General features: G+C 45.2%; 17 protein-coding genes. 12 read left to right on the top strand and 5 right to left on the bottom strand.

Translation table 11 applies throughout. From position 1 onward, the window contains the following. The first annotated feature begins 207 nt into the window (after positions 1-207). The 8 genes from H513_RS0100420 to H513_RS0100385 all read left to right on the top strand — a co-directional run bounded on the left by H513_RS0100420 (position 208) and on the right by H513_RS0100385 (position 11,367). A complete protein-coding gene (locus H513_RS0100420) occupies positions 208-1,587 on the top strand; it encodes a GH1 family beta-glucosidase (protein ID WP_026798914.1) in 1,380 nt (459 codons plus the stop codon). A gap of 171 nt (positions 1,588-1,758) precedes the next feature. Further along, positions 1,759-3,069 (top strand): ABC transporter substrate-binding protein, encoded by a 1,311-nt coding sequence (locus H513_RS0100415; RefSeq protein ID WP_026798913.1) that lies wholly within the window; start codon positions 1,759-1,761, stop codon positions 3,067-3,069. A gap of 117 nt (positions 3,070-3,186) precedes the next feature. Further along, the gene (locus H513_RS0100410; protein WP_026798912.1) at positions 3,187-4,128 is read left to right on the top strand and encodes a carbohydrate ABC transporter permease; all 942 of its coding nucleotides are present in this window, start codon (positions 3,187-3,189) and stop codon (positions 4,126-4,128) included. Next, a complete protein-coding gene (locus H513_RS0100405; RefSeq protein WP_197057394.1) occupies positions 4,128-4,955 on the top strand; it encodes a carbohydrate ABC transporter permease in 828 nt (275 codons plus the stop codon). Before H513_RS0100410 ends, H513_RS0100405 begins: the two co-directional genes overlap by 1 nt. Before the next feature lie 10 nt (positions 4,956-4,965). Further along, positions 4,966-7,191, top strand: a complete 2,226-nt coding sequence (locus H513_RS0100400) for an alpha-galactosidase (RefSeq protein ID WP_026798910.1) — start codon at positions 4,966-4,968, stop codon at positions 7,189-7,191. A gap of 18 nt (positions 7,192-7,209) precedes the next feature. Continuing rightward, on the top strand, positions 7,210-8,379 hold the full coding sequence (locus H513_RS0100395; protein ID WP_026798909.1) for a galactokinase: 1,170 nt from the start codon (positions 7,210-7,212) through the stop codon (positions 8,377-8,379). Positions 8,380-8,404: 25 nt separating this feature from the next. After that, the gene (locus tag H513_RS0100390; protein ID WP_231572054.1) at positions 8,405-9,418 is read left to right on the top strand and encodes an aldose epimerase family protein; all 1,014 of its coding nucleotides are present in this window, start codon (positions 8,405-8,407) and stop codon (positions 9,416-9,418) included. After that, complete coding sequence (locus tag H513_RS0100385; RefSeq protein ID WP_026798907.1) at positions 9,415-11,367, top strand: beta-galactosidase; 1,953 nt, start codon at positions 9,415-9,417, stop codon at positions 11,365-11,367. Before H513_RS0100390 ends, H513_RS0100385 begins: the two co-directional genes overlap by 4 nt. 36 nt (positions 11,368-11,403) lie before the next feature. Here H513_RS0100385 and H513_RS0100380 read toward each other — a convergent pair whose 3' ends face one another. Together H513_RS0100380 and H513_RS20755 are read right to left on the bottom strand one after the other, a co-directional pair. Further along, entirely contained in the window at positions 11,404-12,015 is a 612-nt protein-coding gene (locus H513_RS0100380) for a nitroreductase family protein (protein ID WP_026798906.1), read from the bottom strand. Positions 12,016-12,230: 215 nt separating this feature from the next. Continuing rightward, the gene (locus H513_RS20755; RefSeq protein WP_051239550.1) at positions 12,231-13,352 is read right to left on the bottom strand and encodes a L,D-transpeptidase; all 1,122 of its coding nucleotides are present in this window, start codon (positions 13,350-13,352) and stop codon (positions 12,231-12,233) included. A 258-nt stretch (positions 13,353-13,610) separates the two neighbouring features. Here H513_RS20755 and H513_RS0100370 point away from each other — a divergent pair, with 258 nt between their 5' ends. Next, positions 13,611-14,120, top strand: coding sequence for a DoxX family protein (locus H513_RS0100370; protein WP_026798905.1), 510 nt, complete (start codon positions 13,611-13,613; stop codon positions 14,118-14,120). 144 nt (positions 14,121-14,264) lie between these two features. Here H513_RS0100370 and hemH read toward each other — a convergent pair whose 3' ends face one another. The 3 genes from hemH to H513_RS0100355 form a co-directional block, all read right to left on the bottom strand. After that, positions 14,265-15,206: a ferrochelatase gene (gene hemH / locus H513_RS0100365; protein WP_026798904.1), complete on the bottom strand. Its 942-nt coding sequence runs from the start codon at positions 15,204-15,206 to the stop codon at positions 14,265-14,267. A gap of 21 nt (positions 15,207-15,227) precedes the next feature. After that, a complete protein-coding gene (locus tag H513_RS0100360) occupies positions 15,228-16,691 on the bottom strand; it encodes a catalase (RefSeq protein WP_026798903.1) in 1,464 nt (487 codons plus the stop codon). A gap of 369 nt (positions 16,692-17,060) precedes the next feature. Further along, the gene (locus tag H513_RS0100355) at positions 17,061-18,704 is read right to left on the bottom strand and encodes a catalase (RefSeq protein WP_051239601.1); all 1,644 of its coding nucleotides are present in this window, start codon (positions 18,702-18,704) and stop codon (positions 17,061-17,063) included. 246 nt (positions 18,705-18,950) lie between these two features. Here H513_RS0100355 and H513_RS0100345 point away from each other — a divergent pair, with 246 nt between their 5' ends. From H513_RS0100345 to H513_RS0100335, 3 genes are all read left to right on the top strand, one after another. Further along, on the top strand, positions 18,951-20,189 hold the full coding sequence (locus tag H513_RS0100345; protein WP_026798901.1) for an aminopeptidase: 1,239 nt from the start codon (positions 18,951-18,953) through the stop codon (positions 20,187-20,189). A gap of 441 nt (positions 20,190-20,630) precedes the next feature. Then, positions 20,631-20,831, top strand: coding sequence for a hypothetical protein (locus tag H513_RS0100340; protein ID WP_026798900.1), 201 nt, complete (start codon positions 20,631-20,633; stop codon positions 20,829-20,831). An 88-nt stretch (positions 20,832-20,919) separates the two neighbouring features. Continuing rightward, the gene (locus H513_RS0100335) at positions 20,920-23,085 is read left to right on the top strand and encodes an ATP-dependent helicase (RefSeq protein WP_036768867.1); all 2,166 of its coding nucleotides are present in this window, start codon (positions 20,920-20,922) and stop codon (positions 23,083-23,085) included. Positions 23,086-23,218: the final 133 nt, after the last annotated feature.

The raw sequence follows: 23,218 nt of genomic DNA, 5'->3' as shown, positions 1-23,218 counted from the left end.
CCTCCTACCGACGTATAAATTACAGTTAGTTTAACATAGGAGCCGATGAAGTTTCTTAATTAAGTTAAAAAAGTCCAAAAAACAAAGAAAACGAAAGAAAATGGACGGAACTGGAAGTTAAGCGTTTACACATTTGTTTTATATTAGTTGTCTAGGGGGACGTTTTATGAAATAGTTCACGTATACACTACATGGAGGTGATGGGGAATGACTGTACAATTTCCAAAGGGGTTTGAATGGGGAGTCGCAACAGCATCTTACCAAATTGAAGGAGCTGTTCACGAAGGTGGACGCGGAGAGTCCATCTGGGACCGCTTCTCGCATATAGAAGGCAATATCCAAAATGGAGATACGGGCGACATTGCTTGTGACCACTACCATTTGTACAAAGATGACGTGGCACTCATGAAAGAACTAGGGGTTAAGACGTATCGTTTCTCGATTTCATGGCCGCGCATTTTTCCAAATGGAACAGGTGATGTGAATGAAGAAGGAGTTCAATTCTATCGAAACCTCCTTGAGGCGTTACATGAAGCAGGCATTGAGCCAGCTGTGACGTTGTTTCACTGGGATCTTCCACAGAAGCTCCAAGACAAAGGTGGATGGTTGAACCGTGAGACCGCGGATGCGTTCGCTACCTATGCGAAGACGTGCTATGAACGCTTCGGGGATTTGGTTCCTCGCTGGATTACGCACAATGAGCCGTTTGTGCACGCTTTTCTAGGTCATTACTTTGGTGAAATGGCACCTGGCATGAAGGACTTACGGGCCACGCTTCAGGTTTCTCATCACCTCTTGTTATCGCACGGAATGGCCGTCAAGGTACACCGCGAGTTAGGTCTCCAAAGTGAAATTGGGATTACGTATTCCACGTCTTCCGTTTACCCTGCTAATAAACATGTGAAGGATAAAGAAGCTGCGGAGCTGTACGACGGGATGTTGAACAAGTGGTTTTTCGACCCGGTTCTCCTTGGATCTTATCCAGAAGACATTAAATCCCGCTACGAAGAGGCGTTTCCGTTAGATTTTATACAAGATGGGGACTTAGATACGATTAGTCAGCGGATTGATTTCTGTGGGATTAACTATTATTTCCGTACCATCATTGCTTACGACAATACGGTACCATTTTGGAACGGGCGAGAGGTTCAGAAGGAGCATGCGGAACGTACAGCGATGGGATGGGAAGTCTATCCTGATGGGCTTCGTCAACGTTTACTAGAGTGTAAAGAACGCTATGGCAATCTACCACTCTACATTACTGAAAATGGCTGTGCTGCTGATGATGTGGTGAATGAGGGGAAAGTAGACGACTCCTTCCGCATTAGCTATTTGGACCGTCATTTCAAAGCGATGCAAGAAGCAATCGAGCAAGATGGTGTGAACTTGAAAGGGTACTACCTCTGGTCGTTTTTGGATAACTTTGAATGGGCATATGGGTACGATAAACGGTTCGGAATTGTATATGTTGATTATGAAACACTTCAGCGTGTAAAGAAAGACAGTTTTTACTGGTATCAGCAAGTGGTGAAGGAGAATGGTCTTCCATCAAAGTCTAACTATGCAACCTTGTCCTGCCAATCCTAACTAGAAAGTCGGAGGGGCGCTTATACGCCCTTTCCTCTTTATTCAGAAATTTTGCATAAACTTATAAAAAAGCGCTTTCAAATTAAGTTGGGCTATGGTACATTTACGGTAAGTTAATTAATTTATTTTATTAAGTTTATCGAAACGGAATCATCAAAGGGGGATGAATTCATGAAGAAGTGGCTTTCATTGGCGTTAACATTAGGTCTTTCAGTAGGGGTTATGGCCGCCTGTTCTGATGAATCGAGTTCAGAGAACAGCGGAGGAGAAGGTGGAGAACCTTCTGGTGAAATTACAGTATGGGGTTGGAATGTAGCGGCGCAGTCGATGGAGATGGCAGTTGAAGGGTTCCAAGAAGAATACCCAGACGTAGATGTGAAAGTAGAAGATATTGGTCGTTTAGACGTCTATGACAAACTTACGGTAGGGCTTGCTTCAGGTGGAAATGGTCTTCCAGACGTTGTCCTTGTCGAGTCAGATCGTCTAGCGAACTATATGAGTGAATTTCCTGATAGTTTAACAAATCTATCAGAAAGAGGTTATGACGACCATAGCGATAAGTTTGGAGAATATAAGAATTCTGTTACGCAGAATGCAGACGGTGAATACTTAGCGGCTCCATGGGATATCGGTCCAGCGGCAGTCTTCTATCGTACGGATATCTTTGAAGAGGCAGGCGTGAACGCTGAAGAGATCGAGACATGGGATGATTACATTGAAGCAGGTAAGACGATTAAAGAGAAAACGGGTGTGAAAATGGGTCCAATCGACATCGCAGCAGATGATGCGTTGTATCGTATGATGATGAACCAGCAAGGAGCCTATTACTTTGACGAAGAAGGCAATATTGACCTTACTTCTGACGAGTCTAAACGTACCTTTGAAACAATTAAAGAGATGCATGAGGCTGACTTAGTTCTAAACAATGATGGATGGAACGGTGTTGTTTCTGCAACAGTTAACGGTGAAGTCGCAACTGTACCATTTGGCGTATGGTACTCCGGAACGATTACGGACCAGGCTCCTGATTTAGATGGGAAATGGGGCGTCTTCCAATTGCCGGCGTTTGAAGAAGGGGGTAACCGTGCTGCGAACTTAGGCGGTTCAGACCTAGCCATTCCAAGCTCTTCTGACAACCAGGATGCAGCTTATGCATTTGTAGAATACTTTACGACTGAGGAAGATCCACAAATGACTGCACTTAAAGAACGAGGTATATTCCCTTCACTAGAATCAGCGTATGAGAACGAGTACTTTAAGCAAGAAGTGGAGTACTTTAGCAATCAACAAATCTACGAAACGTTTGCAAATGTTGTACCAGACATTCCAGTAGCGAACTATACGAGTGATTATTCCCGTGCGTTGAAACTTGTGTCTGATGCACAAGCTTCTATTCTACTTGATGGTCAATCCGTAGACGAAGCGCTTCAGAATGCAGCTGACACGCTAGCGAATGATACAGATCGTGAAATAAACGAATAAGGATGTGAACAAGGTTCGGCCATGGGGGTGTACGGCCGAACCTTGTTCTATTTCTATTCACTTTATTAAATTGATTAATAAAGTTTGATTCTAGAATACCTGAAGGAGGGCGGCTACATGAGCCAATCGAATGCAAATGCTACCTCTAGTGTAGAAACGTCAACATCTCCAAATCCACAGCCGAAAAAGGAGCGACGGAAGTGGATTACGCCGAGAACGGCACCGTATATCTTTATCGCACCGGCGGTTTTACTGTTTTTAATCTTCACTGTTTATCCGGTTATCTCTTCCTTTCTATTAAGCTTTCAAGAAGGAAAGGCTGGGAACTTTTCCTTCGTCTGGTTTGATAACTACATTCGCTTGTTCCAAGACAAGCTGTTCTACAAGGCTCTTGGGAACACATTTATTATCTTATTAATCCAAGTACCCATTCAGCTATTCTTAGCCGTCATTATTGCAACGGCATTAAACTCGAAGCTGATTAAAATGAAATCATTCTTCCGTATCGCTTATTTTATGCCGGCGATCACTGCGCTCGTAGCGGCATCGATCATCTTTATGATTCTGTTGGATGAGAATTATGGTCTTGTGAATTACTTGTTATCTCTTATAGGCGTGGAACCCGTTGGATGGTTAACCGATCCATTCTGGTCTAAAGTGTCGCTTATGCTCGTCATTACATGGCGCTGGACAGGGTATAACATGGTCATCTTCCTAGCTGGCCTACAGAATATCCCGGCTTCCTTGTACGAAGCAGCCGAAATGGATGGAGCGAGTAAGCTTCGCCAATTCTTCTATATTACGATTCCACAGTTGAAACCAATCTTCCTCTTCACATTCGTGTTGTCTACGATTGGGACGTTGCAATTGTTCGATGAGCCGTACATCTTGACGGATGGAGGTCCAAATAATGCAACGCTAACAGTGACGCTGTACTTGTATCAAAATGGCTTCCAATACTTTGACTTTGGCTATGCTTCTGCCATTGCTTATGTGCTTGTCTTGATTATTGGGGTCTTGTCATGGCTTCAGATGAAAGTAGCAGGGGAGGATAAATGATGAATACAGCTAGTCCATTGCGAAAGACCATCATGTACATCTTGTTGTTTATCGGCGTCATCTTCTCCATTGGTCCGTTCTATTGGATGATTGTTGGAGCAACGAATCCATCCGGCGAAGTCTTTAATATTCCGCCGAACTTTCTGCCAGGAACGCACGGTTGGGAGAACTTAATGAATTTGAACGAGAACGTCGGCATTGTCCGCGTCATGTTCAACTCCTTATTTATTACACTAACGTTTACTGCGTTAAGCTTGGTCATTTGTAGCGGGGCAGGATATGCGTTTGCGAAATTTAAGTTCAAAGGACGTAACGCTATCTTCTTTATGCTGCTCGTCGCGATTATGATTCCGTATCATGTTACGTTAATTCCGTTGTTCCAAATCTTCGGGAATTTAGGTTGGCTAAATGAATATCAATCGGTTATCTTGCCGCAGCTTGCATATCCATTCGCCATCTTCTTGATGCGTCAGAACATGCAAGCATTACCGGATTCACTGCTTGAGGCATCACGGGTTGATGGGGCTGGAGAATTCCATATCTTCTTCCGTGTTGTGTTGCCAGTTATGCGTCCTGCGCTAGCAGCAGTTGCGATCTTCTTATTCATGTTCCAGTGGAACAACTTTATATGGCCTTTAGTTGTGCTTCAATCTGGTGACATGTACACCTTACCAGTAGCGCTCTCAAGTCTAATTGGTATGTCACGAATTGACTATGGCCAAGTGATGATGGGGACGACGCTCTCCACATTGCCAATCATGATCTTCTTCTTATTGTTACAAAAGCAATTCATCTCCGGTATTCTCGGAGGCTCTGTGAAAGAATAGGAGGGGCTTTATGCCAATCTATGTTAATGAAGAAACAAGGCAATTTCATCTGCAAGGGAACCGGGTCAGCTATATCTTTCATGTGATGAGAAATGGTCAACTGGGCCATCTTCATTATGGGAAACGATTAGCAGATCGCTCTTATCAGCATTTGCAACGAGAGGAAGAACGTCCGAATACAACATACGTATATGAAGGAGATTCGACGTTCTCTCTCGATTTGGCTAGGCAGGAATATCCAACGTACGGGACGACTGATTACCGAGAACCAGCTCTACACGTCGTGCATCCAGATGGGAGTCGGGTAACCGATCTTGAGTATGTCGGTTACACCATCGTTGCTGGTAAACCATCTTTATCTGGATTGCCAGCGACCTATGTGGAGGAGGATAGTGAGGCAGAGACCTTACTCCTTCGTCTGGCTGATGCGACGGCTGGTCTTATGGTTGAACTCGCTTATACGGTGTATCACGAACGAGATGTAATTGTACGCTCGGCCCGTGTTCATTCAGAGGCGGATGCGCCGCTTCGTCTACAACGTGCGTTAAGTTGTTCCGTTGATTTAGCGGATCGAAATTTCGAGTTGCTCCAGCTCTCAGGCGCATGGATTCGAGAACGACATCTCTACACTCGTCCTTTAGTGCCTGGCTTGCAAGGAATCTCGAGCACACGTGGAACGAGCAGCAATCAGCAGAATCCATTTCTCGCACTGAAGCGTCCTGATGCGACTGAAACGACAGGAGAGGTGTTTGGGTTCAGTCTTGTGTATAGTGGCAACTTCCAAGCTCAAGTCGAAGTGGACCACTACGATTGTGCGCGCGTCTCTTTAGGTATCAATCCTTTCGATTTTGAGTGGAAGCTTGAACCGGGCGAATCGTTCCAAACGCCAGAAGTAGTTATGGCGTATTCAGATGAAGGGTTGTCCCAAATGAGCGACACGTTTCATGAGCTGTACCGCACACGTCTTGCGAGAGGACAATGGCGAGATCGTATCCGTCCTGTATTAATCAACAATTGGGAAGCGACGTATTTTGATTTCACAGAGGAGAAAGTCGTGGAGTTAGCTCGTGAAGCGAAAGAAGTAGGGGTAGAGTTATTTGTGCTCGATGATGGTTGGTTCGGAAAGCGGAATGATGATACCACGTCTCTTGGTGATTGGGTCGTTGACAGAGCCAAGCTTCCGAACGGCATCCGTCATCTTGCTGATCGAATTACAGAGCTTGGGATGGGATTCGGATTATGGTTTGAGCCTGAAATGGTTTCAAAGGAAAGTAGCCTATACGAGGAGCATCCGGACTGGCTCATTCAAGTTCCGAATCGACGCTTGTCCCATGGGAGAAATCAATATGTACTTGATTATAGCCGTCAAGAAGTAGTCGATTACATGTTTACTGCGATGAGTCAGGTTCTTTCAGAAGCTCCGATTACGTATGTGAAATGGGATATGAATCGAACGATGACCGAAGTCGGCTCGCTCAGTTTAGCAAACGACCGCCAGGCAGAAGTACCACACCGCTATCTGCTTGGGGTGTATGAGCTATATGAGCGGCTTACGGAAACGTTCCCACATGTGTTATTTGAGTCATGTGCGAGCGGAGGGGCTCGATTTGACCCAGGTATGCTCTATTATGCTCCTCAAGGTTGGACGAGTGACAACACCGATGCGATTGAGCGATTATCGATTCAATACGGAACATCGCTCGTCTATCCTCTCAGCAGTATGGGCGCCCATGTGTCCGCTGTCCCGAACCACCAGGTGAAACGCAACACAAGCCTTGAAACGCGAGCGAATGTCGCCTACTTTGGCATGTTCGGTTATGAGCTGGATGTGACGAGGATGTCTGTTGAGGAGAAACGTGAAGTAAAGCAGCAAATTGACTTTTACAAAGAGCATAGGTCGTTGATTCAGAATGGGCGTTTCCTACGGTTGATCAGTCCGTTTGAAGGAGATGGCAATGTGACGAGTTGGATGGTAGTTTCACCACAAGGAGACGAAGCGCTTGTTGGGTATTATCAGACGCTATCACGGCCAAATCAAGGCTTCAAACAGCTGCGCCTGCGGGGACTTGACCCTGACGCAACGTATCACATTGAAGGAGAAGTAGGGGAGTATTATGGAGATGAGTTGATGTATGTAGGGCTGCCGCTACGCAGTGAAACGGAGCGACTGGAAACGAGTGGGCAGGGTGAATCTCTCGATTTCGATTCGCAGTTATACTACATCAAGAAGGGATAGTATGGAGGGGATGGTAGGATGGAAGCGTTGCAACAAGCGTTTGCACAAGTGTTTGGCAATGGCGAGGGGGAGCTGTTCTTTGCACCTGGGCGAGTGAACTTAATTGGGGAGCACATTGATTATAATGGAGGCTACGTGTTTCCATGTGCGCTGGATGTTGGGACATACGCGATGGCACGTAGGCGAGAGGACGGCCTTCTCCGGCTATATTCGATGAACTTTAAGGAGCAAGGAGTTATTCAAGCTGATCTCGCTGACTTGCAGTATAAAGAAGAACAAGATTGGGCGAATTACCCGATTGGGATGATTTCCACGTTACTAAAGAGTGGGTATTGCATGACGAATGGGGTAGACATTCTCTTTTATGGAGATATTCCGAATGGGGCTGGCTTATCTTCATCTGCTTCAATTGAAGTGGTGACAGGAGCTGCAATGAATGCGCTGTTTAACCTTTCCATCGACGGCAAAGAACTTGCCATACTTGCGCAACGTGCTGAGAATGAGTTCGTTGGTGTAAACTGTGGCATTATGGACCAATTCGCTGTTGCAATGGGGCGTAAGGAGCATGCAATCTTACTCGACTGTGACTCACTCGATTATTCATATAGCCCTCTTCAGTTAGCAGACCATTCACTTATTATTGCAAATACGAACAAACGAAGAGGGTTGGCGGATTCAAAATACAATGAACGACGCAAAGAATGTGAGCGGGCACTGACGGATTTGCAACAGAATCATACGCTCCACAACTTATGTGAGATTTCCCCTAGTGACTTTGAACAATGGAAAGATGAGATTGGGAATGACGTAGACCGAAAGCGGGTTCGTCACGTCGTCTATGAACACGAACGAACGAAAGAAGCAGCACGTGTCTTGGCAAGCGGAGATCTAACTGCCTTTGGGAATTTGATGAATGACTCCCATCGCTCACTACGTGAGGACTATGAAGTGACGGGGCATGAGTTAGATGCGCTCGTTTCAGCAGCGCAAAGAGCTGGTGCTGTAGGGGCTCGCATGACAGGGGCTGGATTTGGAGGATGTACCGTTAATCTTGTGCGCACGAATGACATTCAATCGTTTATGGAAGTAGTGGGACGAGAATATGAAGAGGAAACAGGGATCCGGCCAGATTTCTATGTAGTGGAAATTGGCGATGGGGTCAAATCATTAGCGTTTCACGAAGCGTGAATGACATGAGAGGAGTGAAGATGTGATGGGAATGGACGGAACGAGCCTATACAGAACAGAACAACCTTTAATGGAGGACTACGACCAGGTTGGAGGGGTAGAGGTGAAGCGCGGAACATACAAAGGGATTCCAAGTATTGAACTTAAGAATGAGTACGTGCGCTGTACATTTCTTCCTACTTATGGTTCTAAGCTTGCGAGCTTATACGATGTAACGCATGACTATGAATGGCTGTTCCAGTCGAATGAGGATACGTTGCTTGCCCCTCCATACGGGGCTCCCTTCTCAGATTATGATTCAAGTGGAAGTGACGATATGTTCCCAGGGATTGATCAAGGTCCACATCCAACTGTAGAAGGAAGTATCCCTGACCATGGTGAAGTATGGGCTATGCCATGGGACGCGGAAGCAGGAGATGATTACTTAGCATTTACGGTCGCATCTCCGCGTTTCCCATATGAACTTAGGAAAACGGTGCGATTGAATGGGAAAGCACTCGAGTTTTCATATGAAGCCATCAATCACTCAAATGAGCCTTTTCCATTTATCTGGACACCTCATGCGCTCTTGAACATGAATCCATCCACGACTTTCGAAGTGCCGAAAGGGATGACTGAAGTTATGAATGTGGAACATGCTTCTCAGCACTTAGGAGAGTGGGGACGACGTCATCGATTTCCGAAGACGTATTCTGAGAAGAGTGGAAACGTAATCGATTTGTCTCGCATGGAAGACAAACAGGCGAACAATGTTGAGAAGTTTTATTTCACAGAACCGTTAACAGAAGGATGGTGTCGGGTTATTCAAGGGGATCTCGATGCGACGCTAACGTACACCTTCGAGAAGGACAAAGTTCCATACCTCGGAGTGTGGAAGACGCATGGAGGGTATCGAGGAGATTACAACTTTGCTCTTGAACCGTGCACAGGCGTTTATGATGACGTCTATGTCGCACATAAAATTGGGAAAGCAAGCTACATCCCGGCTAATGGGACATATACATGGACATTTACAATGGAGATCGGAGGAGAATCATGAGTTATTTCGGAGTGGATTATTATCCAGAGCACTGGCCAGAAGCGGTCATGGAAGAAGATATGGAAGGCATTAAACAACTGGGGAGCAATATGGTTCGTATCGGGGAATTTGCATGGCACAAGATGGAGCCACAAGAAGGGCAATTCGACTTCTCTTTCTTTGACGGCGTAATCGAACAATTGGAGAAGAAAGGCTTATCTGTCATGTTCGGAACTCCGACTGCGACTTTCCCTGCTTGGCTAGCAAGCAAATATCCTTCTATCTTATCAAAGGACGAGTATGGCAACGAGCGCGCGTTCGGCGGTCGTCGTCAATATTGCTTTAATTCAGATGTATACCGTACATATGCACGCCGTATTACTGAGAAAGTCACCCAGCAGTACGCGAACCGTGAGCACGTCGTAGTATGGCAGATTGACAATGAATTTGGGCACGAAGGAAGCGACCGTTGCTTCTGTGAGCAATGTCATGCCAAATTTCAGACGTTCCTTGAAGCTAAATATGGAACCATTGATGAACTGAACGAACGTTATGGAACAATCTTCTGGGGGCAGACGTACAACGATTTCAAAGAGATTCCAATGCCTACCCCGACCATTACGACACATAGCCCATCCTTAAAGCTTGACTGGGCACGCTTCCGTTCTGATTCTGTTAATCGATTCGCCCATGAAATGGTTGAAGCGGTTCGTCAGTATAAAGGAGATCACCAGACAATTACGACGAACGTGTCCGGTGGTTTCTTTGGCAAGCAGTTCGACCATGCGGAGAATGTTCGTACGATGGATTTTGTTTCATATGACAACTATCCAGTGTGGGGTGGTCTTGAGAAGCCGGTACCGCCTGAAGCAACCGCCCTTGCGCTTGACTTTAACCGGGGGTTGAAGCAACAAAACTTCTGGATTGTTGAGGAGCTAATAGGAGCACAAGGTCATGATGTCATTGGCTACTTACCACGTCCGAATGAGGCGAAAATGTGGGCGTACCAAGCGTTCGCTCATGGTTGTTCAAATATGCTGTTCTTCCGCTGGCGTGGCATGACGCACGGGGCGGAGCAGTTCTGTTATGGCGTCGTTGACCACGACGGCCGCTACGGTAGGAAGTATCAAGAAGCACAGGAAGTGTTTGAAGATATGTCTTCTTATGAGCATGTCCTTGATAGCCCAATTCATGCGGATGTCGCCGTCTTGTACGATTACGACAACATTTGGGCGTGGGAAGGACAAATTCAGAGCAAGGACTTTGACTTTCATGATGAAATGGTGCGCTTGTATCGCCCATTTTATGATCGTAACGTTGCGATGGACGTATTGCCATACGACCGTGACTTCTCCTCCTATAAAGTAGTGGTCGTTCCGGTTATGCAGCTGATGGATGAACCATTTGCTAAGCGACTTCGTGAATTTACAGAGCGTGGAGGAACGGTACTATTCAGTTTCCGTACAGGGTTGAAGGATAAAGATAATACGATTCACTTTAAACGTGATCTACCAGGACCTGTCGCTGATTTAACTGGGATTCGCGTTGAAGAAATTGAATCACTCACGGAAGAGCCGACTGTTACCCTGCAAGGCAGTGGGGCATTTGAACAAGTCCCAGCTACGATGAATATGTGGCGTGATTTAATTAAAGTGAACACTGCAGAGCCGTTGTTCAGCTACACAGATTATTTCTACAAGGAGTACGCAGCTGTTACGAAGAATGCTTATGGAGAAGGCGTTGCGTATTATATCGGTGGCGGGCTAAATGACGATGCGATGAATGCCATTGTTGAAGATATTATTCACGATCATCAGTTAGTCCATGTAGATACAGAGAAGGGCGTTGAGGCGTACAAGCGCAGTGTTGGAGAAGAGACGTATTATTTCGTTATGAACCACACGGATCAATTCAAGCCGTTCCAACAAGAAACGTTAGAGCCATTTGCAAGCCGAATCATTCAAGCATAAGAGAAGCGCTGAGGAATCTCCTCAGCGCTTCTTTACTTATTTCCAAGTTGTTACGTCTTCTACTGCAAGGCGTGGTGTTTTGGCTGGTGTCCACGCCTCTTTCCCGATTGAAATTAGCATCACAGGTTCAAAGCGGTCGCTCACGTCATATGCCTCTTTGAACGCTTTGCCGTTAAAGCCACCCATTGCGATTGTATCGTAATCACGAGCTTCGGCGGCAAGCATGATTTGCATACTCACTAGACCTGCGTTTAGAAACGCTGTGTCACGTGCTGCAGCAGGATTTTGATAGAAGTTCTCTACTGCATTGGCCACACCTTGTTTCACTTCTGATGTGATTGCGCCAGAGTCAACCAACTCATCAAACGCCACATCCACATTGCGATTCGCTTCAAGGTCGGCTAGGACAGCAATCGTCGCTGCTGAGTCAGTCACTTTCTCTTGGTTAAATGCAATTGGCAACAAGTCTTGCTTGGCTTCATCGCTATGGAAGACGATGAAATTCCAGTGTTGTAGATTAAAGGAAGAAGGAGCGGTCATCGCATCCTGAAGAATTGCGTTCAGCTCTTCTTTCGTGATTGTTGTTTCTTTATCAAATTCTTTCGTACCGTTACGTTTGTGCATGGTATCAAGCATTACTTGGTCCATTCGTCATCCTCCTTGAATACAATAGGTAATAAATCTCATATTCGAGATATATAGCCAAAGAAACGAGCGATTCTCTATTTATTACTGCAATACAGACATAATTTTAACACATTCACTATAGACGTCTTATACAGTATTCGTCAATAACCGCGCTTCTAATCTTGTTATCCATCACAAAAAAACTCCCTCTCCTACACAAGGAATGGTGAGGAAGTTTAATGTTTCCATGAGAAGGAGAGTTCGGATTTCTCTTGCTTACTCTGTTGGTCACTTTCTGCAAGTGTTGGGAGAGATTTACCGAACGTTGCGTAGGGTGGTGTAAGTCCTTCAGGCTCTGAGATGAAGGGAGTGCCAATGGCCACATAGCTGAACAAATTGTCAATGTCAGCGTCATGCATGCGAAGACAACCGCCCGTTTCATAAGATCCGATTGAAGAAGGGTCATTCGTACCGTGTATGGCGTACCCATCTTCTAAAGCCAACGCCTTTGAGCCGTACGCACCGTTACTACCTAAAGGTTCTACAACACGGGTGAGTACAGTTGATGTAGGTGGAGGCTTTGGTCCGCTTGCAACAGGATACGTCACGAGCACCTCCCCACCCCGCTCTAGCGTTACTACATTCGGAGTCGGATAATAATGGAGCTCTAACAAATCACTTTGCGTGAGACTGCGTGGCAACACAGCGGGTGAAGAGGAAAGGTCATACCCTTGGTCGCTCAACGTATAAGCTGTTCCTGAAGGGAGAAAGGAAAGATGGTTGTTTGGGAAATCTCCAATAAGTTGGTCTGTAGAAGGATACGCGCCATGCATCTGCTCGTAACGTTCTGCAGCATTTTGCACCATCAATACCGGCAGCACATCGGCCTCTGTAGGTGTACCCATTGGTCTCGGATGAGGGGAGATGGCCTCAAGCTCAGTGGATGCATGACGTTCAAAGACCGATTCCGAGGTAACATGTGAGACGGTGTGTCTTGAATCAAACCATTGGATAGTTGAAAGAGCGAGTAATCCTGCGGCAACTAGAAAGGCGAGTAGTGCCAGAAGGAGAAGGCATGTGAGCAACCATGGGAACTTCTTAGGTGGTGTGGGAGGAAGTGAAGAAGTTCTCTGCTGATTAACCCAGTGAGTAGCTTGTCTATGATGTAAGGAAGAAGCCATCTTCATATGACGAAATCCGCTATTCACCTGTCCTTCTTTAAAGAGGTAGAGCGCATATTCATAGTGTGCATCTGCACTTAATGGATGGTAATGCACCACTTTCCGATAATACCCAGGGTCATGCTTCGATACGTAGACGTGAGGACGTACTTCTACAAGTGAATCAGTAGGCTTCATATGATCCCTCCTCAATATGGGAAATAGGACAACCCATTCACTAGTACACTATGCTCCCTATTTCGTTTTAGAATCTGTACTGAAATGAAACCTTCCATTGCGCCTGTTGCGAAAGTGTTCATAATGCTGTGAACGCTTCGTGAACACGTTCTGAAAGGGACTATATTCAGTGGAAATCATGCTAAACTAAATGTAGAGAAAGACATCAAGTTTCTACATCCATTCATGTGAATTACTTCACAAAAGGGAGTGAGGAGAATGATGGTTCAATGGATTCGTGAAAGTAAAGTAGCAGCTGTATTGTGGACAGTGATTCGTGTGTACTTAGGGTACACGTGGTTAACTGCAGGCATAAGTAAGATAGGCGGAGGCTTTAATGCAGGAGGATTCCTACAAGGAGCCGTAGGGAAAGCAACTGGTGAACACCCAGCTGTTCAAGGATGGTGGGCTGGTTTCTTGGAGAGTGTCGCAATTCCCAACGCGAATTTCTTCACCTTCCTTGTCATGTGGGGAGAAGTCCTAGTTGGTTTAGCACTTATACTTGGCGTATTTACAACTTTCTCTGCTCTTATGGGCATCACCATGAATTTCGCTTTCCTGTTTAGTGGTACAACGAGCACAAATCCACAGATGGTTCTGCTTACAATATTCCTATTAATCGCAGGATGGAACGCAGGGAAATACGGTCTCGACCGTTGGGTAATTCCTTACGTACACCAACTGTTGCACGATAAGAAACCAACACTACGCACCCAACATGGACATTAACTGTATATGCACTTATAAATAAGAAAGTCCGCCCCAATTATGAGGCGGACTTTCTTGCGGGAATCAGTCTAGAACCGCACTGACACCGAGCTGTATGCTTGAGTTTGAGTATTGGATGAGAACAAATGGGACAGATGGGTTTCTTCATGAGTCATTCCCTCTTGCTTGCGTTTGGAGCACAACGTCTGAAAGCATAGCAATAAATAAAGGATCTGTGTTGGGCATAGGGGGACGTTCGTATGTGGCACCAAGACGGTCTGTTACGACTTTACATTCATAATCGTTGTCGTAAAGCACCTCTAGATGATCCGACACAAAGCCGACTGGTGCATAGATAAAGTGACGATATCCTTGTTCATAGAGGTCTTCCGTTAAATCTTGCACATCAGGTCCGAGCCATGGTTCTCCCGTATTTCCTTCACTTTGCCAACCGATTGTGTAATTTGGGATGGAAGCTGCTTCCGCCATCAATCGAGCTGTCGTCTCAAGTTGCTCTTGATAGGGGTCTCCGTGCTTAAGTATTTTCTCAGGCAGGCTATGCGCTGAGAAGATTACAATCGTCTGTTGTTGTTCTCTTTCTGTCTTCCGTTTATAAGCGTGCTCAAGGTGCTGACTCCAATATTGAATAAATAAAGGCGCATCGTACCAACTCTCAACAGACGTAATTCGTGGTCCGTTAATACGCGTTGTTTCAGCCTGCGCACGCCCATTATAACTCTTGATACTGAACGTAGAATAATGCGGGGCTAGTACGATACTAACAGCTTCCTCAATGCCGTCTTCCTTCATTTGCGCCACGGCATCCTCTACAAAGGGGGCGATGTGCTTCAGACCTAGATAGAGCTTATATTCGTAATCGTCTTCTGTTTCGTTCAGTTTGTTTAGGAGTGCTTCTGCTTGCTCATTGGTTATTCGTGCAAGTGGAGAAATGCCTCCAATTGCCTCATAACGACTTCGCAAATCTTCAATCATCTCATCTGTAGGCACGCGTCCTTTACGAATGTGCGTGTAGTAGGGAATGAGGTCATCCTCGTGATAGGGCGTACCGTACGCCATCACGAGCAGACCTTTCATTTTCTTAGCCATAGAATGTCACCTCAAGTTGTTTTACTTCAATCCACCTACATAAGGTGTGATATCTACGTTTAACGCCTCAGCAAGTCGAGTTCCATAGGTTTCGTCTGCGCGGTAGAAGTTGCAAATGGCAAGAAGAACCGTCTTCTCATCAACTCCTTGTAGGTCATTTACGATATTGGCAATCAGGTTATCTTGCTCTTCCTTCGTGAAACTGCGGTAACGCTCACCAGCTTGTGTAAAGTCGTTCGCCTTCTCAATTTTCTTCTTCGTGGCATATCCTTCAAGCGGAGTTTCACTTATGCTGTACTGCTCATCTTTTGCTTCTTTCGGCTCGTTCTCATAGCGATTTGGTTCGTAGTTTACTGGAGACGTTTGTTGATTGAACTGCATAGAACCATCACGCTGGTTGTTCGACACTTGTGCAAATGGGCAGTTTACAGGTAGCTGCGTATAGTTCGCACCCAGTCGGTAACGTTGGGTGTCTGGGTATGAGAATAGACGTCCCTGCAAGAGTTTATCTTCAGACGGCTCAATCCCAGGAACGGTGGCGCTTGGAGAAAAGGCTGCTTGTTCTGTGTGTGCGAAAAAGTTGTCCGGGTTTTCGTTCAATTCCATCGTACCTACTTTTATTAGTGGATAATCATCCTCATTCCATACCTTTGTTGGGTCTAATGGATCGTAGGATAGCTCGTCATAATCAGCAGGGTTCATCATTTGAACATAAAGGTCCCATTCTGGGTAATTGCCATTTTCAATATGGTCGTATAGGTCACGTGTAGCATGATTGAAATCATGTTTTTGTACCTCGGCAGCTTCGTCAGCGCTTAAGTTGCGAACACCTTGCTTAGGCTTCCAATGGTACTTCACGTAAGTTACGTTGCCGTAGTGGTTTACCCATTTGAACGTGTGTACGCCGAATCCCTCCATCTGGCGGTAGTTTGCAGGGATTCCGTAATCTGAGAATAACCAAGTCATCATGTGTGTTGACTCTGGTGAAAGTGTCATAAAGTCCCAGTACCGATTAGGGTCCTGAATGTTCGTGTCAGGTGCAGGCTTTAAGGAATGAACCATATCTGGGAATTTAATCGCATCACGGATGAAGAATACGGGAAGGTGGTTCCCTACGATGTCATAATTTCCTTCTTCTGTGTAGAACTTAACGGCAAATCCTCGAGGGTCACGTGCTGTTTCTGGTGAACCTTTCGGATGGATGACTGTTGAGAAGCGGACGAATACTTTGGTTTGCTTTCCTTCTTCTTGAAGGAAGCCAGCTTTCGTATATTTTCTCATCGAGTTATGAAGCGTAAACGTTCCATAAGCACCTGACCCACGTGCGTGTACCACACGTTCTGGAATGCGTTCACGATCGAAGTGTGCAATCTTCTCAATTAAGTGATAATCCTCGATTAGAGTGGGACCACGTTGTCCAGCGGTGCGAGATTCCTGGTTGTTATGTACAGGTACACCTTGATTCGTTGTTAAATAGGGATTCATTGAGCATTCTCCTTTAAAATAATTAGTATGACTTCTATATAAATCTTGTTCGATTGAAGAGTAATAAAGGCGCAATAGCGCGTTGTTAACAATAATTATTATAATCTAATATAAATTATAGTCAATACTTATTTATAACTATTTTAAAGAAAAAGAGGTTATCGTTTGTGTGAAACAGCAAAAACCGAGGGAACTCTTGTGGTGTAAGAGTTCCCTCGGTTTACGTATTGGATAGTGGTGGAGAGAGGCGTGTTGGGTGTGTTCCGAAACTCAATTCATTCTATCCGAAGTAAGGAGGTCTGCTTCTGAATTGTTCTCGAACATTTCCGAAATACGACCTATACTTTCCAAAATCTTAGGTTCAACATTTTAATAAGGCTTGGCGTCGTGTCCTTTATCCTCTGCTTCTTGAACAGCATCGGCTGCTTCCGTTTTACCAGCTGGAGAACCAACAGAACCAGGGAGCTTCCCTTTCGTCGGGGTAATTTCAGCAGCAAACTCCGTATCGACAGTACCATCTTCCTTGAATTTCATTCCGAGCCCTTCGCCAACACGTCGTCCGTAGTCCGCGTCACACTTCCAGAACATCTCAACCATTTTGTGCTGAATTTCCGGAGTACAAGGTTTCAAGGAGTTTACTAAATTAGTGATCAAGTCGTTCCGCTCCCAGTCCTCAAAGGTTCGGTAACGTTCACCCGCTTGTTTATAATCGTTTGTTCGGTCAATTTCTGAGCGTTGTAGCTTACCTTCTACGTAAGGTTGGTGGTAGTCTACAACTTGCTCTGACTCTTCAAGTCCATTGTAAGAAGAAGGCTCATAGTTAACGTGCGGATTCTGATTCGGTCCTTGATCTACGTGGTATGTCATATTTCCATCGCGCTGATTCGTCGCTACATGTTTCTTCGGTGAGTTCGTTGGCAGCTGCAAATAGTTAGCCCCAATTCGGTAGCGTTGGGTGTCTGAATAAGAGAACGTACGCCCTTGTAACATCTTGTCATCCGAGAAATCCATACCATCCACAAGGACTCCAGTACCAAATGCAGCTTGTTCAATTTCTGCAAAGTGGTTTTCTGGATTTTTATTCAGGACCATTCTGCCAACTTTCAAGAACGGGAACTGCTCTTCAGGCCACAGCTTCGTATCATCCAACGGATCGAAATCAAGTTCTTTATGCTCGCCATCTTCCATTAACTGCACACAAAGCTCCCACTCGGGATAATTTCCTTCCTCGATGGACTCATACAAATCTTGCGTCGCGTGGCTGAAATTCTTCCCTTGTAGTTCGTCTGCTTCTTCTTGGGTCAAGTTCTTAATCCCTTGAACAGGTTCCCAGTGATATTTAACGAGCCAAGCATCGCCGTGCTCGTTCACCCATTTATACGTATTCACACCTGACCCTTGCATAAGTCGATAATTGGCCGGAATTCCCCAAGGAGAATAAAGGAACGTCAGCATATGCATAGCTTCCGGCGTATGACTCATAAAATCGAATATGCGACGGTTGTCCTGAATATTCGTCACCGGGTCTGGCTTCAGCGCATGGATCAAATCCGGAAACTTAATGGCATCACGGATGAAGAACACTTTCAGGTTATTGCCGACCAAATCCCAGTTTCCATCTTCTGTATAGAACTTGACTGCAAACCCTCGAGGATCGCGTAATGTCTCGGGAGAGTCCTTTCCATGAATGACCGTTGAGAAGCGGACAAGAACAGGCGTCTTTTTGCCCTCACCTGAGAAGACTTTAGCACGTGTATAGTTCTCAACTGGCTCATCACCTGCTTTTCCATACGTCTCAAAGTAGCCATGAGCTCCAGTTCCTCGTGCGTGAACAACGCGCTCTGGCACACGCTCCCGGTCGAAATGAGAGATTTTCTCGATGAACTCATAGTTTTCAAGCGTTGCAGGTCCACGCTTGCCAACTGTACGTGTTTGTTGGTTATTCCGAACAGGATGACCTTGACTCGTTGTTAATGTTTCTTCGCTTTCTCCTTCTGTAAAACGCTGGTCCATTTCGCCCCCAGCACCCTCTACATGCGTCCCGTGCTCATGCTCGTTCTTCTTCACTACATTCGCTCCTTTTAGTAAACTTTACAAGGATAGTTTGGAGTAAACAGAAAAAGGTATACATGGAAAATCAGGATGAATATTGGATGGAAAAGGGCAAAAGCAAATCATGGAAGGTGGAACGCTTACAAGACTCTCCTCATTTTGCTATAGTAGGAGGTAAGTACCAATAAGATAAAGGAGGAACAACGTATGTCTCATACAACTCATTTAGAAAAATATGCAGATTTAGCAATTGAAACAGGTGTCAATCTTCAAGAAGGTCAAGCTCTTATGCTCAATGCCCCTGTAGACGGTGCAGAGTTCGCACGTATTGTTGCGAAGAAAGCTTATGAACGCGGTGCGAAGAACGTACATGTCAATTGGACGGATGATGCGCTCCGTCGTATGAAATTTGAACATGCTCCAATGGAAGAGTTGGAGGAGGTTCCGCAGTGGCAAGTGGACAAGCTCAATTCCTTTGCTAAAGGTGGAGCTGCTGTGCTATCCATTCGTGCTGAGAATCCAGACTTGCTGAACGGGATTGAAGCAAAGCGTATTCAAGTTGCTAATAAAGCATCTGCAGAAGCGATGAAGGAATTCCGTCAGTATACAATGAACGACCATATTCCATGGTCCATCGTCGCGATTCCTAATGAAGAATGGGCGCAAAAAGTATTCCCGGAATCTTCTAAAGAGGAAGCGGTTGCTAAGCTGTGGGAGCAAATCTTTACAATCACCCGTGTAGCGAAGGAAGACCCAATTGAAGCGTGGAACGAGCACAACGATGTACTCGCACAAGCACGCGCCTTTATGAACAAGAAACAGTTCAAGAAATTAATCTATAAATCTGAAGGTACGAACTTGGAAGTTGAATTGCCAGAAGGACACATTTGGAAAGGCGGTTCCTCTGAGACGACGAAGGGACAAACGTTCAATCCAAATATCCCAACAGAAGAAGTATTCACAGTTCCACATAAATACGGAGTTAATGGAACCGTCGCAAGTAAGAAGCCATTAAGCTACGGCGGCAACTTAATCGACAACTTCTCCTTCACATTTGAGAACGGCAAGGTCGTAGATTTCTCCGCAGAACAAGGAGAAGAAGCTTTGCAAAATCTATTGGACATGGATGAAGGCGCACGCCGATTAGGGGAACTGGCTATTGTACCTCATAGCTCACCAATCTCCCAAAGTGGTGTAATCTTCTACAACACGCTTTATGATGAGAACGCATCGTGTCACCTTGCGCTTGGGAAAGGGTACCCAAGTACGATTAAAGGTGGAGCGGATATGGATGATGAGCAGTTGGACAAGAATGGGGTAAACAACAGTCTTGTTCACGTTGACTTCATGATGGGCTCTGCTGATTTAGCTATTGATGGTGAACTAGCAGATGGGTCAACTGTACCTGTTTTCCGTAATGGTGAATGGGCCATTGACTTTGACTGATTGAACGTTAAGTAAAAGGCTTTGGGATCTCCCAAGGCCTTTTTTACATAGCTCCAAATTGGCTTGGTCCGTCAATGTACAAGGGTGTGGGGATGGTGGGGGACTACTCGCTTTCCTATGGGGAGCTGGGAAGTCTCCTCAGTCGTTGCACTCCCTGCGGGGCCTCCCCTAGGCTCTTGCTCCCATGGGAGTCTCGCAGTCCCCCATCACCCCCGCCTAATCTTAGAACGGACCTATTCCTATGAAAAGAACAGGAGATAACACAAATCCTTAGGTGTACCAAAGGATTCAAAGACTATCAACACAAGTGATACTCGACTATGTCAACCTTTATGGGAATTATTCAGTTTATGCGATTCTAAGGATTCACCAATTAACTAGGCTCAAGCATTTGCTACATGCTTGACCTAGGCATACCTATACAATCTAAGGAGAGATCTCATGTACCACAAAGGACTCGCATCTATTTATCTAGTAGCTTCAGGAATATTCAGCTTATGCTTACAAGGGATGTACACCGGATTTTGGTGGGGGGTTCTTACGTTATTATTAGGAATCGGACCACTTGCGATTGGATGTGCAGGATTGTATGAATTCATAAAAGAGAAGAAAGCGAATCGATACGCTCATGACGCGTCGTAACGGACAAATGGTGGAAGGTTCCATTCGCTCCATCCATCAACCTGTGATAAACTAAAGACAAACACATGTTCGAATTCGGAGGTAAATGATGTATCAACATAATGATCCCATATTGGGTGGGTTAAATGAGATGCAGAGGTTGGCTGTAGAGACAACAGAGGGAGCAGTCCGTGTGATTGCAGGGGCTGGCTCTGGAAAGACGAGGGCTTTAACTCATCGGTATGCCTATTTGGTTGAGTATCTTGGCATTGAGCCATCGAACCTGTTGTGCGTCACGTTTACGAACAAGTCTGCACAAGAGATGAGGAGACGCGTTAAGAAACTTATTGGGGGAGAGCGAGATACCGGCTATATCTCTACCTATCATGGATTTTGCGTTCGGGTGCTGCGAGAAGATATTCATCATCTGTTCTACCCTAAGAATTTTCTTATTCTAGATACGGAAGACCAGAAAACAATCTTACGTGAAATCTATGAAGAGCTTGGGTTAAAGGTAAACGACCGAAGTTTTAACACCGTCCTTAAGAAGATTGGAGAAATGAAGGCAGACGAGCAGTATGTGTATGAGTTAATTGACCGGGAAAGAGCCGTTGATGTGTCTGGCATAAATGATGAAGAACGGAAGATTATCAAGCTCTATTTAAAGAAGCAAAGACGAGTGTATGGGCTTGACTTTGATGACCTAATCAATTTCACATTCGTACTATTTAAAGAGTATGAGAAGGTATTGGCGAAATGGCAGGAACGACTTCACTATATTCAAGTGGATGAGTTCCAGGACAGTAACGGCAAGCAATTCCAGCTCGTTAAGATGCTCAGTAACTACCACGGTAATCTATTTGTTGTAGGAGACCCTGACCAGACGATTTATGAGTGGCGTGGGGCTGACCCGAAATACATCGTTCAGTTTGACCAATGGTTCCCAAATAGCCAGACCATTTTCCTTAACCAGAATTACCGCTCCACTCCAGAGATTTTGTCTGTCGGAAATGACCTTATTCAACACAATAAGATGAGAGTGGAAAAGTCTATGTTTACAGAGAACAGTGGAGGACTTAAAGCCATTCACTATCATGCGAAGAATGAGCAAGATGAAGCGAAATGGATTACAACGCAGATGAACACGCTTCGAACACGTGGGGCGCGTCTTCAAGACATTGCTGTTCTTTATCGCTCGAATTATCAATCCCGCTTCATTGAACAGCAGTTGATTCATGAGAACATGGATTACGTCATCTATGGAGGGTTTAAATTCTTCGAGCGGAAAGAAATTAAGGATGCCCTTGCTCATTTAAGAATGATTACCTTCGGAGATGATTTATCCTTTGCTCGCATTGTGAACGAACCTAGGCGGCAAATGGGAAAGAAGCGAATGGAATTTCTTCGTGAAATGGCCGAACGGGACGACCAGACGCTATATGAAACGTTGCAGACTTATATTCATCATGAGAAACTGGCAAGAACGAAAGCGGTTGAGTTCATTGAAGCAATCGAAGAAGTGAAAACGAAGAAGGACGAACTATCTGTTAGTGACTTGCTGCAGGAAGTCCTCGATGCGACAGGTTATGAAACGTATATTCGTGAAGATGGGGACCAAGAGCGGTTGGACAATCTTATGGAACTTAAACATTCAGTCGTCCAATATGAACAATCCTATGGAGAGAAGATCACCTTAGAGTATTACTTGCAAATGATTACTCTCTATACGGAGAATGACCGAGAAGACCAGAAGGATTCGGTTAAATTAATGACTGTTCATACCGCAAAAGGGCTAGAGTATCCTTACGTCTTCCTAGTTGGCATGACAGAAGGCGTCTTTCCAAACGAACGCTCCTTACGTGATCGGAAGGAATATGCCCTTGAAGAAGAGCGTCGCCTTGCCTATGTAGCGATGACGCGTGCAGAGAAAGAGCTATATATAACTGAATCAGAAGGCTATATCGGACGCGGTCAGAAGAAATACCCTTCTCGCTTCTTGTTCGAGATTAATGAAGAGTTGTATCGTCGCATTGGGGATTTGGAAGAAGAGCTAATTGCTGAGGCTAAAGAGGTCATCCGGATGTCTAAGCAAATCGATGGACCACAATCGAGTGGAGCGGCTTATGCGGTTGGGGACAAAGTAAGACATCCAGTCTTCGGAGAAGGGGAGATCAAGCGCTTAGATACGAAGAAGCGGTTGTATGAGGTGTACTTTCCAGCAAGGGAGATTACACGTCCCATTAGTTGGAGCTTTAAAGGATTAGTGAAGCCCTAGGTGTTCAACCTTAGGGCTTCTTTGAATTGTTTAGGTATAATAGACTAGATGCGCGATTAAAAAGTTAATTTTCAGAAAAAAGGTGTTCAAAAACTATAAAAATAGGGTAATATTTGGTGTAACACTAGGAAAA

The organism is Pontibacillus halophilus JSM 076056 = DSM 19796, from assembly GCF_000425205.1.
Taxonomy (GTDB): domain Bacteria; phylum Bacillota; class Bacilli; order Bacillales; family BH030062; genus Pontibacillus_A; species Pontibacillus_A halophilus.
This window is presented reverse-complemented; position numbering and strand designations above follow the sequence as displayed.